This is a genomic window from Pseudomonas sp. 2725 (assembly GCF_050434585.1).
GTDB lineage: Bacteria > Pseudomonadota > Gammaproteobacteria > Pseudomonadales > Pseudomonadaceae > Aquipseudomonas > Aquipseudomonas jessenii.
The window spans coordinates 99589-115561 of record NZ_JBNDIV010000005.1; the positions used below are offsets into that span (position 1 = coordinate 99589).

13 protein-coding genes and 1 pseudogene are annotated in these 15973 nt (G+C 60.3%); 5 read left to right on the plus strand and 9 right to left on the minus strand.

Annotated elements, in window-relative coordinates:
• Positions 1 to 31 precede the first annotated feature (31 nt).
• Entirely contained in the window at positions 32 to 850 is an 819-nt protein-coding gene (gene ppk2, locus ABIE16_RS15265; protein WP_090456147.1) for a polyphosphate kinase 2, read from the minus strand.
• A 22-nt stretch (positions 851 to 872) separates the two neighbouring features.
• Complete coding sequence (locus ABIE16_RS15270) at positions 873 to 2630, minus strand: SulP family inorganic anion transporter (protein ID WP_429521472.1); 1758 nt, start codon at positions 2628 to 2630, stop codon at positions 873 to 875.
• A gap of 382 nt (positions 2631 to 3012) precedes the next feature.
• Between ABIE16_RS15270 and ABIE16_RS15275 the strand changes: the two genes are divergently transcribed.
• Entirely contained in the window at positions 3013 to 3465 is a 453-nt protein-coding gene (locus tag ABIE16_RS15275) for a hypothetical protein (protein WP_090456151.1), read from the plus strand.
• Positions 3466 to 3745: 280 nt separating this feature from the next.
• On the plus strand, positions 3746 to 4693 hold the full coding sequence (locus ABIE16_RS15280; protein WP_429521473.1) for a helix-turn-helix domain-containing protein: 948 nt from the start codon (positions 3746 to 3748) through the stop codon (positions 4691 to 4693).
• A 384-nt stretch (positions 4694 to 5077) separates the two neighbouring features.
• Here the strand turns inward: ABIE16_RS15280 and ABIE16_RS15285 are convergent.
• From ABIE16_RS15285 to ABIE16_RS15295, 3 genes and pseudogenes are all read right to left on the minus strand, one after another.
• Positions 5078 to 6997: pseudogene (locus tag ABIE16_RS15285) on the minus strand (tyrosine-protein phosphatase).
• A gap of 272 nt (positions 6998 to 7269) precedes the next feature.
• Positions 7270 to 7779, minus strand: a complete 510-nt coding sequence (locus tag ABIE16_RS15290) for a hypothetical protein (protein ID WP_429521474.1) — start codon at positions 7777 to 7779, stop codon at positions 7270 to 7272.
• Between the two features lie 117 nt (positions 7780 to 7896).
• Positions 7897 to 8343, minus strand: a complete 447-nt coding sequence (locus ABIE16_RS15295; RefSeq protein ID WP_090456156.1) for an anti-virulence regulator CigR family protein — start codon at positions 8341 to 8343, stop codon at positions 7897 to 7899.
• Between the two features lie 341 nt (positions 8344 to 8684).
• On the opposite strand from ABIE16_RS15295, the gene ABIE16_RS15300 reads away from it, so the two are divergent.
• The gene (locus ABIE16_RS15300; RefSeq protein ID WP_090456158.1) at positions 8685 to 8921 is read left to right on the plus strand and encodes a hypothetical protein; all 237 of its coding nucleotides are present in this window, start codon (positions 8685 to 8687) and stop codon (positions 8919 to 8921) included.
• A 190-nt stretch (positions 8922 to 9111) separates the two neighbouring features.
• Positions 9112 to 9849, plus strand: a complete 738-nt coding sequence (locus tag ABIE16_RS15305) for a hypothetical protein (protein WP_090456159.1) — start codon at positions 9112 to 9114, stop codon at positions 9847 to 9849.
• A gap of 33 nt (positions 9850 to 9882) precedes the next feature.
• On the opposite strand, the gene ABIE16_RS15310 is transcribed toward ABIE16_RS15305, so the two are convergent.
• The gene (locus ABIE16_RS15310; protein ID WP_429521475.1) at positions 9883 to 10686 is read right to left on the minus strand and encodes a hypothetical protein; all 804 of its coding nucleotides are present in this window, start codon (positions 10684 to 10686) and stop codon (positions 9883 to 9885) included.
• Positions 10687 to 11163: 477 nt separating this feature from the next.
• Between ABIE16_RS15310 and ABIE16_RS15315 the strand changes: the two genes are divergently transcribed.
• The gene (locus ABIE16_RS15315; protein WP_429521476.1) at positions 11164 to 11871 is read left to right on the plus strand and encodes a CatB-related O-acetyltransferase; all 708 of its coding nucleotides are present in this window, start codon (positions 11164 to 11166) and stop codon (positions 11869 to 11871) included.
• A 128-nt stretch (positions 11872 to 11999) separates the two neighbouring features.
• On the opposite strand, the gene ABIE16_RS15320 is transcribed toward ABIE16_RS15315, so the two are convergent.
• From ABIE16_RS15320 to ABIE16_RS15330, 3 genes are all read right to left on the minus strand, one after another.
• Positions 12000 to 12548: a cupin domain-containing protein gene (locus ABIE16_RS15320; RefSeq protein WP_007975263.1), complete on the minus strand. Its 549-nt coding sequence runs from the start codon at positions 12546 to 12548 to the stop codon at positions 12000 to 12002.
• 437 nt (positions 12549 to 12985) lie between these two features.
• Positions 12986 to 14269 (minus strand): NAD(P)/FAD-dependent oxidoreductase, encoded by a 1284-nt coding sequence (locus ABIE16_RS15325; protein ID WP_154861981.1) that lies wholly within the window; start codon positions 14267 to 14269, stop codon positions 12986 to 12988.
• Positions 14270 to 14320: 51 nt separating this feature from the next.
• Positions 14321 to 15811 carry an aldehyde dehydrogenase gene (locus ABIE16_RS15330; RefSeq protein WP_150814399.1) on the minus strand — a complete coding sequence of 497 codons (1491 nt, stop codon included), beginning with the start codon at positions 15809 to 15811 and terminating at the stop codon, positions 14321 to 14323.
• Between the last annotated feature and the right edge of the window lie 162 nt (positions 15812 to 15973).

Below are 15973 nucleotides of genomic sequence, written 5' to 3' on the forward strand. Positions count from 1 at the left end.
GGCGTGGGCCGGCTCCTGCCCAATGCATCGATCAGAATTTTTCCGGGATGTACTTGAACGGATAGTTCGGATCCCGATAGTTTCCGGGACTTTGGCGTTTTGGCAGTTTCACTTTTGCCCGCGGTATTTCTTCATAAGGAATACTGTTCAGCACATCACTGATGATGTTCAGTCGCGCCCGTCGCTTGTCATTCGAGTTGGCGACCCGCCACGGGGCGAATTCGGTGTCGGTGAATTTGAACATGTCGTCCCGGGCACGGGAGTAGTCGTACCAGCGGTTATAGGACTTGAGGTCCATGGGTGACAGCTTCCAGATCTTGCGCCCGTCGGTGATACGCGACTTGAGGCGTCGGGTCTGCTCCTCCTGGCTCACTTCAAGCCAGTATTTGATCAGGATGATTCCCGATTCGACCAGTGCCTGCTCGACGCGCGGCACCCCGGTGAGAAAGGTGTGCACCTGCTCGTCGCTGCAGAACCCCATGACCCGCTCGACACCGGCGCGGTTGTACCAGCTGCGATCGAAGATCACCACTTCACCGGCCGCCGGCAGGTGCGGCAGATAACGTTGCACATACATCTGGCTTTTTTCCCGCTCGGTCGGTGCCGGCAGCGCCATCACCCTGAACACCCGCGGACTGACCCGTTCGGTCAACGCCTTGATTGTCCCGCCCTTGCCGGCGCCATCACGGCCCTCAAAGACGATGCAGACCTTGGCGCCCGAGTGCTGCACCCACTCCTGCAGCTTGACCATCTCGACATGCAGCCGCGCCAGTTCCTCGAGATAATCCTTGTTCTTGAGCTTGCCGCTTTCGACCGGTTTGCTTTTGGTTGCCGCCTTCTTCTTTGCCATGCCCGTAACCTCCTTCAATGCGTCACATAGCGTCCGGAGTGCCCCCGGCCGCGTTCATTGCGCGTCGACTGCGCTGATAATATTCAACCGCCTGTTCCAGGTTCAGGAACATGCGCGCCTCGCCCAGCACATGGCCCAGGGGTGCCTTGATGACCATGTCCCATACGCCCGGACTCATGCCCACCAGCCACAGTGAAATGCCTTTCTCACTCATGCGCTGCTCCGCGCCGGTGAGCATTTTCAGCGCGGTGTATTCCAGGTCGAACACACTGCGCAGGTCCAGGACCACGACCTTGGGATTCGCCACGTCAATCAGCGGCCGGATCTTGTCGGCGATGCGCTCGGCATTGGCGAAGAACACCCGTCCTTCGGGCCTGAGCAACAGCAATCCGTCAAAGTGTTCGTCGTCTTCGTTGTCGGTGGCCTGCGGACGATAGACGTTGGTACCGGGCTTGCGTCCAAGTACGTGCACGGGCGGGTCGGAGACCTGGTAGGCCAGGGCCAGCAACGAGACGATAATCGCCACGACGATCCCTTGCAGCGTGCCCAGCAGCATCACGCCGATCATGGCCACCACGGCCCAGGCAAATTCGGTACGGCGAACCGACAGGATTTCGCGAAATTGCGCCGGTTCGATCAAACCCACCGAATACACGATCACCACGGCGGCGAGCGTGGCGTTGGGCATCAGGCCAATGAGCGGTGCCAGCAGCAGGCAAGTGCCCAGCGCCAGTGCGGCGGTGACCAGTGCGGCCAGTTGCGAACGGGCGCCGGCCAGGCGGTTCACTGCCGTCTGGGTGGTCCCGCCACCGGCGACCATGGCCCCGAGAAACGCGCCACCGATGTTGGCAACGCCTGTGGCCAGCAGTTCCCGATTCGGTTGTGGCGCGGGCTCGTCACTGCGGGCGAAAGCGCGCCCCGCCGCGATGGTTTCGGTGAAACTCATCAGCGCGATACCCATCGCCGAGGACCACAGGGTTTCGGCCATCGACCAAACCGGCAGGGTCGGTGCGGGCAATCCGATCGGCACCACGCCCACGGCGGACACACCAAAGCGCTCCAGGCCAAACAGGCTCATGCCGATGATGCCAAGCGCCACCGCAATCAAAGGTGCGGGCAGCCGGGGCGTAAAACGCTTCATGCCCACCAGCAGCAGGACCATGAACACACCGACCGCCACGGTCGGCAGCGAGGCATGGCCGACGCTCTGGACCGTGGCCACCAGATTGTGCAGGAAGCCGCCTTTGTCGATGTGCGTGCCCAACAGCTTGGGCAGTTGGTCGAGCACGATGACCACGCCGATGCCGGCCTTGAAACCCACCAGTACCGGCTCGGAAATGAAATTGGCGACGAAACCCAGGCGCAGCAACCCCGCGACAATCAGGATCGCACCCACCATCAGGGCCAGCGTGGCGGAACCGGCGAGCAAGGTCGCCGCATCGCCATCGGGGCTGATCTGGCCCAACGCGGAGCCGGCAAGAATGGCCAGGGTGGTCGTGGTGCTGACGCTAAGCGGGCGCGACGTGCCGAGCACGGCATAGATCACCATCGGTACCAGCGCCGTGTACAGCCCGACCTGCACCGGCAGGCCGGCAATGGTGGCGTACGCCAGCGCCTTGGGAATGACCACGGCCGCTGCCGTCAGCCCGGCGACCACATCGCTGCGCAGCCAGTCTGGCCGGTAGCTGCCGAGCCACTCCGGGATCAACAGGCTGCGCAAGGTTCCCCGCTGTGGAGTGCCTGGAATCCGCTCTTGCGGATGGCTGCCTTGTTGATTCATCGGTCACTCCAGTGGCAAATCTTCCATGCGGATGATGAGTGGGCTCGACAGACCGCACAATCCTTTAACTGCACGCGCAACCATTGCAAACCCTCAAAGGCATCGAAGCGCGTGTGCCGGCGGGCAATCAGCTCAGGTTGAGGAAATTCCAAGGGTGGGGCATGGGTTGAATACACCGGCAAACGTCCGGGCAATCGGGCTCGGTAGATTACAAATGTAGCCGGTTTGCGCGGCGATGAAGGGATTCGTTGATTGAGCCCGAATACCTCCAACACGTCCTTCCTGAAAGTGGAAGCCTCGTATGGACGACGTCATGAAAGCGATAAATGAGCTATACCCGCTAATTCTCCCCATTGCAGTTCTTCAACTCAGGAGTTTGGCAATGAAGCTCAAAACCTCACTGGCAGCACTCGTGGTTGCGGCAAGCCTTTTCGGCTGCACCACTTCTTCGACCCACGGCGTGAACGTTAACCTGGTCGCCACCCGGCAAAACGCCGGTCAGATCGGCACCGTCACCTTGACCGACTGGGACAAGAAAACTGGGCTCAGTTTCTTCATCAGCGGTGCTCCAATGGGGGTTACGCTGCCCCTGCGTCTTTACTCTTTCATCAATAACGGCACCTGCCAGCAACCCGGGTCAGTCGCCTACGCGATGAACGACACCGTCAACACCGAACGCCAACCCGTACGCGGCTGGTCTTTTACCAGAACCGCGCCTGTGCCGTTGCAAACCCTGCTTGACGGCAAGTATTCGGTGGTCGTGCGAACGGCTTCGACCGATGGCAACGTCGATATTTTTTGCGGGGATATCAAGGCAACAGAACCGGTGAAATAGCCGCGGCCATTGCTGGCCGCCCACGCCCCGGTACCGCTCGTGCCACCCGTTGTCCGGTGCGAGCGGTGGCGTCGGGTGAACGGAGCCGGCGACGACAGTGGCAACAACCGGTAACAAACCTGTCATTAGTCACTGATAACGTCCTAGCGCTTTCCCGAACCGCATCCGTTCGAACTCCGATCGGCAGTTCCCCGTACCGGGCTTTGCCCAACCGCTCAAGGTGACACTACAGGTGTACTCAAGCACGACGCGCAAGCAAATCATCATCAGGTCCAACGACATGAGCTGTGACGACTTTGGCGCGTTGTTCTTGAACCTGTTCGGCAACCTTTACTCCGATTCTGCGCCGCCGCCAAAAAGCATCAGCATCGGCGGGGTCTACGGCAGACACGAAGGTGTCAGCTTTCGTCGCATGCACTTTCACGGTGACTTCACGGTGGCATTTCCCGCCCCCCTTGATGAAATCACGTTCGTCATTCCCACCGCCGGCAAGATCATCTTCAACCACGTCACCGAGTCGGTTGGCTTCGCCCAGATCGGCCTGGCCATCGACAAGGCCAAGGTCCGCTCGGCGCGCTTTGTCGACAATCATGCGCAGCACGGGATTTCGATCAGCCGGGCGCTGATCACCGAACGACTGTCGATGTTGCTCGGCAAGCCGATCCTGCAAAAAATCTGTTTTGAGCCCGTGGTGGATCTGAGCGTACCCGCCTTGCAGGGCATCAAGGCGCTGGTGGACCTGGCCACCGGAACCGAGTTCGACCTGCTGATCAATACGGGCTCGCTGATGCCTTCACGCCTTCGCGAAATGCTGGTCGACGCCGTGCTCGAAACCTGGCCGCACAACTTCACCGAGGCCCTTCAGCGCCCCTCCCCACTGATAGCGCCGCGACATGTGAAGCTGGCCGTCGAGTACATTCAGGCTCATCCCGACCGACTGGCCAGCGGTACCGAACTGGCGCAATTGACCAACGTCAGCCTGCGCGCATTGCAGGAGGGTTTTCAGCGTTTCATGGGCACCTCGATCGTTGCCTATCAGCGCCAGGTACGCCTGGAGCGCGCCTTTGCCGCGCTGTCCCAAGGGGGGGCGCCGTCGGTGACAGACGTGGCCTTGCAACACGGCTTCAGCAATGTCGGCCGGTTTTGCCAGTATTTCCAGAGTGCCTACGGCATCAGTCCCGCAGACGTGAGAAAAGGCCGGAGAACGCGACCCATGGCGACCAATTGAGGATGTGTGGGAGCGAGCCTGCTCGCGATGGCGTAGTGACATTCAACATCCATGTCGACTGACACGGCCTCTTCGCGAGCAAGCTCGCTCCCACACTTTGATCGGTGTCGAACACAAATCCGGTGTACGACAAAAAACCACTGTGGGAGCGAGCTTGCTCGCGATGGCGTAGTGACATTCAACATCCATGTCGACTGACACGGCCTCTTCGCGAGCAAGCTCGCTCCCACCATTGATCGGTGTCGAACACAAATCCCGCGTACGACAAAAAACCACTGTGGGAGCGAGCTTGCTCGCGATGGCGGTATGTCAGCCACCCTCTTCGTCGGCTGCTAATCCGCCTTCGCGAGCAAGCTCGCTCCCACAGATTGTTTAATCTGATCGTCAGAACAGATAGCTGGCCTTCAGGCCGCCATTGAAGCCGTGGCTGTCGCCGCCACCACTGGCGCCGACTTGCGCCCCTACGCTCCACGGACCAAGGTTGGCCATGACGTTGACACCACCGGTGAACTGGTCACGGTTGTCGAAGGCGGCTTGCTGTTCGATGTCCAGGCCCAACAGTTGCCCTTCGCTGTCGACTTCATGGTCGCCCAACACATGCTCGTAGCCCACTTGCACACCCGGCACCACTTGCCAGGCACCGAGGCTGACAGGTGCAAAGGATGCGTTGAGGTTGGCCACCGCGCTCTTGCGGGTCTCGTGGATGCCGTCGACGTCCAGGGCCAGTTCGCTGCCTTTTTCCTGGAAACCCGACAGGTTGACGTGGCTGACCCGCACGCCGAGGCTCGGTTCGAGGGTCACGCCGTTCACCGGCACACGGTAACCGAGCGCCAGAGTCGCGCCGGTGAGGTTGCCATGGCTGTCGCCCCTGGCCGTGCCCAGACCGCCGCCGAGTTCTCGCTTGCTCTCGTAATCGAGATAGCCCGCGCTGGCATTGGCATCCACAAACAGGCCACGTTCCAGACCGTTCGGCGCAAAGCGTGCGCCGACGCTGAAGAAGGTCAGGTCGGTATCGGCCTCGCCACCTGCACCACCGACATTGCCGCTGCTGTAGCCGAAGCCGGCATGGGCGCTGAGCTGTTCGGAAAAGCGCTGGGTCAGGCCAATCATCATGCCCTGGCTATGCTCGTTGCTGCTGGAGGCCTGGGACGAACCATCCGTGCCCAGGTACCCCGCCAGGGCGGTGCTCCACAGGCGATATTGCCCGGCCTTGAGGTCGATGCCGCTGGTGAACGGCGCGGCGGCCTATTCGATCATCGCGCCCTGACGCAGCAGGTAGCTCGCGGCGTCGGCGTGCACCTGACCGCCGACGGTGGACTCCACGCCCCCGAGGCTGCGGGCATCGATGGCCGACTGCAGGTAGTAGTTGTAGGCGCTGTAGGTGCCCGACAGGTTGCTGTTCTGCAGTTGTTGCAACAACTGCGCGCCGGCCGCAGCGTTGCCGGCCAGGTCCGCTGCGCCAGGCAGGCTGTTGTAGAACACCATCTTGCCGCGCAGCACGTAGATGGTTTCCTGGGACAGGCCAAGACCTTCCTTGAGGTAGTTATCCATCGTGCCGTACTGCGCGGTCACCTCGTCCAGGCCGGCTTGCAGATAACTGGCCTCCACACCGATCAGCGGCCCATAGATGGTCGCCAGGCTCGGAGGCAACGCCGCCAGAGTCGCCTGGATACGCGCAGCAGTGTAGTCGTTGGTCGCCAGGTAGTTGCTCATGATGGTGGCATCGTCGACCCCGGCGATGCTTTGCAGCACAGCAGCGGTCCAGCCCGTACGGTCCTTGCCGGCGGTGCAATGGAACAGCGCGGCGCCGTCGACCGTGGCCAGCTCATTGAACAGCTGGTTGAACTCGCTGCGCATCCCAGGGTTGCGGACGAAATCACGGTTGGTGTCCTGCATCATGGCGGTGGCTTCGGCGGCGCTGTGGAACGCAACGTTGGTGATGTTCGCACCCGACGTGGAGCCACCGATGATGTCGATGTTGGTGTACGTCGCACCCGTGGGCATCGTGTCGGGCGTGGCGGCGATTTCGGTTGGCGTGCGCAGGTCGTAGACCGCCTTGATGCCCATACCGTTGAGGGTTGCCAGATCCGCCGCCGATGGCGTCAGCGCGTTGGAGCGGTAAAACACCCCGCCACGCATCGTGCCGTCATTGGCCGTCGAATACGCGGTGGTGAGACCGGCGACATCGCGCAAATTATCGATGCTCTTCAGGCGAGGAGTGTTGAGGGGGACAGTCTCGGCCGCCTGGGCGGCAGCGATGGACAGGCTCAAAACAGACAGCGAACACACAAGTCGTTGGAACACAGTGCAGCCTCATTGAAATCGCGTTGGGCTGACTAATATCTACAATGAAATGGCGCTGAACATGACAAATCGCCCGCGAACGCAAATCACTGCGCGATGTGTCCAGGCGGCTCGTTTTCTGTCCGTGTAATGCCCGCTGGGGGGGCTGGTTGTGAGTGATGTGCCTGGCGGGGAACGAGGTGTGTGGTGGCCGGTGGTCAATTTCCAGGTATAAAAAAACCCGCCTTCCAGCGGTTTTTTTGCTTTTCAGAAACTGATCTGTCGCCGCGAACTCAATGGGTTTTTTTCGAGGTCGACTGCCCGGCTTTACTCAAGCCCTTGGTGTTGTGCTCACCCGGCGTCGAGGCCGAAATAGCCCTGGCCTTGGAGATGCCGCGAGTATCTTTGGAATGGGCGATGCCTGAGGTCGTGGTGCCATGACCGTTATCATCGTTGCGCTCACTACCGTAGTGGTTCCCGCTCAGGCCATGGTCGCGCACGGATTTGCCGGCATGGTCGCTGTTCAGCCCGTTGCCGCGGCCGTTACTGCCGGAGTGGCCTGTACCGGCGTGTCCGCCCCCCATACCGCCGCCGTGGCCTGCGCCGTTTCCGCCGCCATTACCACCGCCATTACCACCGCCATTTCCGCCACCGCCGCCACCACCGTTTCCACCGCCACCGCCACCGCCATCCTTCGCGTATGCGGAACCCATGATCGACAGGCCATCAGGGAGTAACGGAGCGGCTGCAAGCATCATGGCGCATGACATTACAGCAACGAGACTCTTGTTTTTAAAAAGCATGATTGCTTCCGTAGGAGGTTGATATCGCGTGACGTATGACGCGATATCCCTGGAACAGTTCAAGTGCCACGACAGACGGCTGGAGCACCCTCAGTCAACGGGAAGACCTTCCACACGTTAATCAAACGCACCGTCGAGAATTTCATAGACAAGCCCAGTGGCCAGCGCAACCAGGATCAGGTCCGTACCGACTTGCTGCCATTCGTAGCCATCGTAGTGGGGCAGCCTGCCGACCAGCCGGCCATCCAGTTTTTTGGCGATGCCGGGTGGAAGCGGCTTGCCACGGGCAAGGTTCTTTTGAATGCCCGGTGGCAAATCAGGCCCGGGGCTCCAGTAGCCCGTGTTCACGCCAATGATCTGGAGCACGCTGCTGCGGTTGATGCTCGGGCCATTGCTCCAGTCCCCGCCGCCGGAATTCTTGTTCTTGTTGCCATGACTGCCCTGGTTGCCATGGTTGACCTTCCCGCCACCTTGGCCGTTACCGGGATCAGCCAGCGCCGTCGCCGAGCCGCTGATCAGGGTCAAACAGGTGATTGCTGCAATCAAAGATCGAGACCTGAACATGAGTCACTCCTTCGTGGTGGGAAATGTTCCCTGAAATTTAGACGCTATTGACGTAGTTGGTTCCATCGAGTCACAGAGCCATGAACCGTCTGCGCTCATCCGCTCGAAGCCAGGTTTCACGTCCGGGCATTCGCCGCAACGTTCTTCGATGTGAATCCACGCTTGATACGTCGCAGATACTTCAATGCGTGGCACTGTTTCCCGACTGTTACCTCAGCGCCGCAGTTGTCACTTCTGCGCCGCCGAACTGGCCAATAGAGTATGGCCGTCGGTGTGGAACTGGGTCGTCGACTTGTCGGCCCGCGTTGGCACCGATCCCCCCATCACGGAAGAGGTGAATCATGAGTTTCGTCAAAGTGGAAAAAAACCAGAGCAGCGCCCCGTCGGATGCCGACATGAAAAAAGCCATGGTCGAGTCGGGCGGCAAGCCGGGCGAGGTCACCGGGACCAATGCCGCCCGCACCCTGACCTACACCGGCGTGGTCAATCACACGGTGTACGAGAACAAGCTGATCGAGATCGCCAAGGGCAAACGCACCAGCTGGAACTTCGTCTGGGCCGATGCCCGGGCCGCCTGAGGTCAAGGCGGGGCGGCCGATCGGCTGCCCCGCTGACCCGGCCCCTGATACACCCCCGATACCCGCTTGTAACACCAAGACACTTAGCCGCCCTGCCCCTCGCCCCTAGAGTGAAGCCGTCAATGGACTGCAGCGCCAAGCGCCAGCAGCCCATTGTTTGCCCAACACACCACCAAGGAAGAGGGAAACCATGAGCAAATCAATCGCTGTCAGCCAAAAGAGCCAGCAGCTTCACAATGATGTGCAAGAAGCCGTCAAGTCGATCATGGGTGCAACGCAACTGAAAGCGGCGGATTACGGCCGGGTACTGAGGTCGGCCCTGGCGGCTTCGCAAAAAACCGTCACCATCGAAATCGCCGCCGGCGACCTGGCGCAGCTCAAGAAGTCCGGCTACAAGCTGTGCTTCGCCAAGAAGGTGGGTGACGCCGACTACAACGTGGTCTGGCAGTCCTATGACGCTTACCTGAGCAACAACGAGTTCAGCTGGACGCCTCAATATCAGCTGTTTGCGTCCAACCTGTTCAAGGCAAATGTGCAGGTCAAAGTCTCGACCAACATCGTCAATATCGGCCTGGGGCAAACATCGACACTCGATGAGCACGGTCTGCTGAGTTCGGCGGTTACCGGGGGACCGAACATTTCCATGACCTTTGTAAACGACTACGCCCCCATCCATCCGGGTATCAACCAGTTATCTACCGGCATTGATGGCAATCAGGTCAGCACCCCCATTTACGTTGCGGTGGATCAGGTGGTCACCGGTGAAACCGTGCTGACGCCGGTGGAAACCATCCTCGTGTGGTTCGAACAGAACGTACAGACCAGCACCATGTTCAGTACCTCACGCTCCAAGGCGATCGAAATCGACTTGACGTTCGATAACACCGCAGGTCGCCTTTACGAAGGCGGTCAGTGGAAAACCGTGTAACCGTCATGCCGGGGCAACCTTGCGGTTGCCCTTTCACTCCTCTTTGCCCGCCGCGGCGAAGTAGCCCGTCAGCGAACGACAGATCGACTGCGCGAGGTCCTCCTGGGTGGCGATGCCATGGGGTCGATCACGATCGAACTGCGCCGACCAGCGAATCCGCCCCTGCGCCACATCCACCAGGCGCAATGACGCTCGCACCCGCGAAGGCTCGACCCGCACGCTGCCCTCCAGGCAATAGCTGTAACGCCCGCCACGCTTGAAGTCCGGTACCGGCTCGCTGTTGCGTGCCACCCGCATCAACACATGATTGGTCCCGGTCTGCGCCTGCTCGAACGACTCGAACAGCCGGCAGCTCAACTCCTCGCACAAACCCCGGGTAAAGTCATCGCCATCGCGGGTGAGGCAGGTAAACGGCTGGATCTGGACCACAGGATGGCGAATGCCGACGCCCTTGGGCCGCAGCCGCTGATAGGTCAAGCGATAACACCCGGGTGGAATGCTGAAGCGCACCGGGTCCTGCTGGCCGTTGCCGGCGTAATGCGCTGCGAGCTTGCGCCGCAAGCGCCCCACCTGCACTCGCACCACCGGATCGTCGCCCGTGCAATACACTGCCGGGTCACGACGAAACACCGCGATGCCGATGGCGTGTTCGGTCAGCGGCGTATTGCAAGCCTGAAGGTCGTGCTCGACCAGAAAACGCAACAGACTGCCCATGCGCCTGGACTTGGCAAACAACGGGCTGACCAGCAACAGCGCCAGCACCCGCTCGATTTCTTCCCGATCGAGCGGCTCGGGTCTCCCCGCCGCAGTCGAATCGGCCATGCTTTTGATCACCATCGCCTGCCTCCGTGCAGGTTGCCGACAGGAATGGATGTCGCACTCCGTGATTACCCTTGCAGCGTGAGCAGGAATGGAACTCGGGCACTGCAACGACCAAGCGTAGCAGCCGTGTTGATATCGGCAGGCAATTGCGATGGTAGCAACCCGCCATCCGACGAACGTTCAATCTTGACGTCTGGAAAATTTGTAGGACTTGTCCCTTTGTGGCGAGGGAGCTCGCTCCCGCGAACCCGCACATAGCTAGCACCCCATTCGAATCGCAGTGACCGGGAGTAGCTCTTCTTACAGATACGAGGAAGTTTTACTTATGACGATTCAGTTGACTACAGCAGCCATCAGCAAACTGAAACGCGCAAAAACCGTTTTTGAGTAGCGTCTAAAAAGTTCATCTCCCCCCGGCCGATTCATTTAGACTCGGCCGTTGGCTCATGGGGCCGGGCCATGCCCTATAACGGATATCCAAGACAGCGGTTCATGAAAACAATAATTAGTTACTTGCGAAATAGTTACTGGAAAAGATGGATCCGCAAACACAAATGCAAAGTGGCGGGCGGTTTATTGTCGCTGCACAAAAGATCGACAGTGACCCTAGAAGAAGGCGTGACGCTTGGGCATATGGTCATAGAGTCAAAAAAGCTGGAAATTGGTGCGCATACTTATATCCGCAGTGACTGCGTCCTTTCGGCGGTCTCATCCATTGGCAGGTTTTGCTCCATTGGCAGCAGCTGTTTTATCGGCCAACAAAAGAGCTCGCATCCGTTGGACTGGCTCAGTTCACATCCCTTTCAATATACCGACACTGCGCTGGTTTACGACCCGGAGGTTGCGGACATCACGATTGGGCATGACGTCTGGATCGGCCATAGCGCGATGATCCTGGAAGGCGTGACCATAGGCACCGGCGCTGTCATCGCAACCCGCGCCCTGGTTGCCCATGACGTGCCACCGTACGCCATTGTTGCCGGCACCCCGGCAAAAGTTGTCAAGTATCGGCACACACCCGAGTTGATTGAAGCGCTGATCGACAGCAAGTGGTGGGATGTTGATGTCGAGGTACTCAAGACATTACCGCTCAATGATCCGCAAGCCACTTTATCTCTGTTGGCCACCCTGCAGAAAGAAACGCGCGCCGACTACCAACAGATCGAAATAACCCGCAAAGGGTGCAGTATTTCGTCTTGAGCATTGGAAATGACCAACACTGCACATTCAAGATGCCCGGCCAAACCAGATTCAAATGATAAAAAAACCCGCATCAGAGGCGGGTTTTAACGGCTGGATCCTGATGATCCCTGCCCAAAAAGCGGTTATCAGAAGTTCGCCGGTGTGTTGGCGCTGATGATTTCCGCCTCATCCGCCCCGATATTGCGAAACCGGTGCGGCAAGGTCGTCGGGAAGTAATAGCCATCCCCGGCGTTGAGCACACTCACCTGGCCATCCACGGTCAACTCCACGGTACCCCGGGTCACCAACCCACACTCCTCGCCTTCGGAATGCACGATCGGCTCTTCGCCGGAGCTTGCGCCCGGTGCGTATTGCTCGCGCAGAAGGCGCATCTGCCGGCTTGGCACGGACGCGCCGATCAGCAGCAAGCGCAGGCCATGGCGGCCGAGGTCAGGCTGTTCGTTGGCGCGGAAGACGTACTGGTGTTCGCGCGGCGGCTGATCGAAGGTGAAGAAGTCGGCCAGGGACATGGGGATGCCCTCCAGCAATTTCTTCAGGGAGCTGACGGAAGGACTGACCCGATTCTGTTCGATCAGGGAGATGGTTGCATTGGTGACGCCGCTACGCCGGGCCAGCTCGCGCTGGGACAGTTTGTAGCTTTCGCGTACTAATTTGAGTCGTGAGCCCGTGTCCATGACAGCCTTATGTGCCAACCCGTAGGAGCGAGCTTGCTCGCGATTGCGATCTGACCTTCAACATTGATGTCGACTCAACCAACGCTTTCGCGAGCAGGCTCGCTCCTACAGGGATAATGGAGGGGTGGAGTGCAGGCGCGGATCACGCCGTTTTCCGGTCCCGGAAACGTGAAAGGCGGCTATTAAATCACGTTTGTTCGTAATGCTCAGCAGGTTCGATAAACGGCTGAAAAAAAGAACCTGTTGATGATAATTCTGGGTCAAGACACAAGACCTGTGGGAGCGAGCTTGCTCGCGATGGCGGCGGGTCAGTCAACATCAATGTCGAATGTCAGACCGCTATCGCGAGCAAGCTCGCTCCCACAGGGGGATTTGCTGTGTTGCTGAAATAAAAAACCGGCGGCACCTTTTTGGGGCAGCCGCCGGTGAGGTAAAACCTAGATCCCGAAACGGTCACGCAGCGAGTAGTACACCGCGCCGAGGGCGGTCAACGGCGCCGAGAAGGTACGCCCGCCGATCATCGGCATGTGCGGCAGCGAGGCAAATGCATCGAAGCGCTCGGCGTCGCCACGGATCATTTCCGAGATCAGTTTGCCGGCCAGGTGCGAACAGGTGACGCCGTGGCCGCTGTAGCCCTGCATGTAGTAGGCGTTTTTCTCTATACGGCCGAATTGCGGCATGCGCGACATGGTCAGCAGGAAGTTGCCGGTCCAGCGGTAGTCGATCTTCACGTCCTTCAATTGCGGGAAGGTCTTGAGGATCTTCGGGCGGATCAGTTGTTCGATGTCGTCCGGCTCGCGTGCACCGTAGACCACGCCGCCGCCGTACAGCAGGCGGTTGTCGGCGGTCAGGCGGTAGTAGTCGAGCAGGTAGTTGCAGTCTTCCACGCAGTAGTTGTTGGTGATCAGGCTTCGGGCCTGCTTTTCAGACAACGGCTCGGTGACGACGATCTGCGAACCGCACGGCATGCTCTTGCTGGTCACGCGGTTGTCCAGGCCTTGCGGCAGGTAGGCGTTACCGGCGATCAGCAGGTACTTGGCCTTCACCACGCCTTTGGCGGTGCGCACGGTGATCGGCTCGCCGTAGGTGATTTCCACCGCCGCCGACTGCTCGTAGATCTTGCCGCCCAGGCCGATGATGGCCGAGGCTTCGCCGAGGGCCAGGTTCAGCGGGTGAATGTGGCCGCCCTGCATGTCCAGCAGGCCGCCGACGTAGGCGTCGGAACCCACTTCGCGCTTGATGTCGGCCGCGTCGAGCATTTTCAGGTTCTTGTTGCCGTAACGTTCCCAGCTCTTCTTCTGTTCGGCCAGGCCTTTGAGTTGCTTTTTGTTCATCGCCGCGAAGATGCCGCCGGGACGGTAGTCGCACTGGATGTCGTAGTGCTGTATGCGCTGACGGATGATGTCGGCGCCTTCGAAGATCATGCTGCCGAGGACCTCGGCAGTCTTGTCGCCGTAGCGCTCTTCGATGACATCGACGTCGCGGCTATAGGAGTTGACCAGTTGGCCACCGTTGCGACCGCTGGCGCCGAAGCCGACTTTGGCCGCTTCGAGCACGGTCACGCTGTAGCCCGCTTCGGCGAGGAACAGGGCCGAGGACAGGCCGGTGTAGCCGGCGCCGATCACGCAGACGTCGCAGTCCACCGCCCCTTCCAGCACTGGGAAATCACCGGTGAAGTTGCGAGTGGCGGCGTAGTAGCTGTTTACATGTGTCTGTTTCATACAGTTCTCCGATGGCCGCCGACAGAGCCGGCGACCGTCGCTTTATTGTTATCAGAGCTTGATCCAGGTCGCCTTGAGTTCGGTGTACTTGTCGAACGCGTGCAGCGATTTGTCCCGACCGTTACCCGACTGCTTGAACCCGCCGAACGGCGCGGTCATGTCGCCGCCGTCGTACTGGTTGACCCAGACGCTGCCGGCACGCAGGCCACGGGCGAAGGTGTGGGCCTTGCTCAGGTTGCTGGTCCATACACCAGCGGCCAGGCCGAAGATGCTGTCGTTGGCAATCGCCAGGGCCTCATCGAAGGTGTCGAAGGTGATGACCGACAGCACCGGGCCGAAGATTTCTTCCCGGGCGATGGTCATGGCGTTGGTCACGCCGTCGAAAATCGTCGGTTCCACGTACTGGCCACCGGTGTCTTCGAGGGTGCGGCTGCCGCCGGCGATCAGTTCGGCGCCCTGCTCTTTGCCGATGCCGATGTAGCGCAATACGTTGTCCAGTTGACGCTGGTCGACGACCGCGCCGACGGTGGTCGCAGGGTCGAGGGCGTGGCCCGGTTTCCAGGCTTGCAGGGCTTCCACCAACAATGGAATGAATTGCTCGCGAATCGAACGCTCCACCAGCAAGCGAGAACCGGCGGTGCAGACTTCACCCTGGTTGAAGGCGATGCCACTGGCCGCCGCCTGTGCTGCCGCGCGTAGATCCGGCGCGTCGGCGAACACCACGTTCGGGCTCTTGCCCCCGGCTTCGGCCCAGACGCGTTTCATGTTGCTCTGCCCGGCGTAGACCATCAGCTGCTTGGCAATCGCCGTGGAGCCGGTGAAGGCCAGCACGTCGACGTCCATGTGCAACGCCAGCGCCTTGCCAACGGTGTGGCCGTAGCCCGGCAGGACGTTGAACACACCTTTCGGGATGCCGGCATCCAGCGCCAGCTGCGCGATGCGGATCGCGGTCAGCGGGGACTTTTCCGAAGGCTTGAGGATGAACGAGTTGCCCATCGCCAGAGCCGGGGCGAATTTCCAGCTGGCCATGATCAGCGGGAAGTTCCACGGCACGATGGCCGCGACCACGCCGGCCGCTTCGCGGGTCACCAGGCCCAGTTGATCCTGGGGCGTGGCGGCGACTTCGTCGTAGATCTTGTCGATGGCTTCGGCGGTCCAGCGGATCGCGTTGGCGGTCGCCGGAATGTCGATGCTCATGGAGTCGCTGATCGGCTTGCCCATGTCGAGGGTTTCGAGCAGGGCCAGTTCTTCCTGGTTCGCCAGGATCAGGTCGGCGAAACGGATCAGGATGCGCTTGCGCTCGGCCGGGGCCAGGTTGGCCCACACGCCGGATTCGAAGGTGCGGCGCGCCACGGCGACCGCTGCATTGGCGTCGGCTTCGTCGGTGCTGGCGACGTTCGCCAGGAAACGACCGTCCACGGGGCTGATGCATTCGAACGTCGCGCCGCTGGCGGCTGCGCAGTATTGGCCGTCAATGAATGCGCGACCTTCGATGGTTAGGGACTGGAAGCGCTGCTCCCAATCGCTGCGAGTGTTTGTCATGGTTGTGACTCGACGCAGGGGAATAAGAATCTGAAAAGAACCGCAATCCCTGTGGGAGCGAGCTTGCTCGCGATAGCGGTGGGTCAGACGCCATCCATGTTGAATGTGATGGCCTCATCGCGAGCAAGCTCGCTCCCACAGGGTTTGGCGGTGCACACAGGA

Bases quoted from the DNA above. Each gene is read 5' to 3' on its own strand.
- ABIE16_RS15325 (WP_154861981.1), bottom strand. From the start codon at position 14,269: ATGAAACAGACACATGTAAACAGCTACTACGCCGCCACTCGCAACTTC.
- ABIE16_RS15320 (WP_007975263.1), bottom strand. From the start codon at position 12,548: ATGGACACGGGCTCACGACTCAAATTAGTACGCGAAAGCTACAAACTG.
- ABIE16_RS15290 (WP_429521474.1), bottom strand. From the start codon at position 7,779: ATGCTTTTTAAAAACAAGAGTCTCGTTGCTGTAATGTCATGCGCCATG.
- ABIE16_RS15270 (WP_429521472.1), bottom strand. From the start codon at position 2,630: ATGAATCAACAAGGCAGCCATCCGCAAGAGCGGATTCCAGGCACTCCA.
- ABIE16_RS15310 (WP_429521475.1), bottom strand. From the start codon at position 10,686: ATGGTGATCAAAAGCATGGCCGATTCGACTGCGGCGGGGAGACCCGAG.
- ABIE16_RS15300 (WP_090456158.1), top strand. From the start codon at position 8,685: ATGAGTTTCGTCAAAGTGGAAAAAAACCAGAGCAGCGCCCCGTCGGAT.
- ABIE16_RS15330 (WP_150814399.1), bottom strand. From the start codon at position 15,811: ATGACAAACACTCGCAGCGATTGGGAGCAGCGCTTCCAGTCCCTAACC.
- ABIE16_RS15280 (WP_429521473.1), top strand. From the start codon at position 3,746: ATGAGCTGTGACGACTTTGGCGCGTTGTTCTTGAACCTGTTCGGCAAC.
- ABIE16_RS15275 (WP_090456151.1), top strand. From the start codon at position 3,013: ATGAAGCTCAAAACCTCACTGGCAGCACTCGTGGTTGCGGCAAGCCTT.
- ppk2 (WP_090456147.1), bottom strand. From the start codon at position 850: ATGGCAAAGAAGAAGGCGGCAACCAAAAGCAAACCGGTCGAAAGCGGC.
- ABIE16_RS15305 (WP_090456159.1), top strand. From the start codon at position 9,112: ATGAGCAAATCAATCGCTGTCAGCCAAAAGAGCCAGCAGCTTCACAAT.
- ABIE16_RS15315 (WP_429521476.1), top strand. From the start codon at position 11,164: ATGAAAACAATAATTAGTTACTTGCGAAATAGTTACTGGAAAAGATGG.
- ABIE16_RS15295 (WP_090456156.1), bottom strand. From the start codon at position 8,343: ATGTTCAGGTCTCGATCTTTGATTGCAGCAATCACCTGTTTGACCCTG.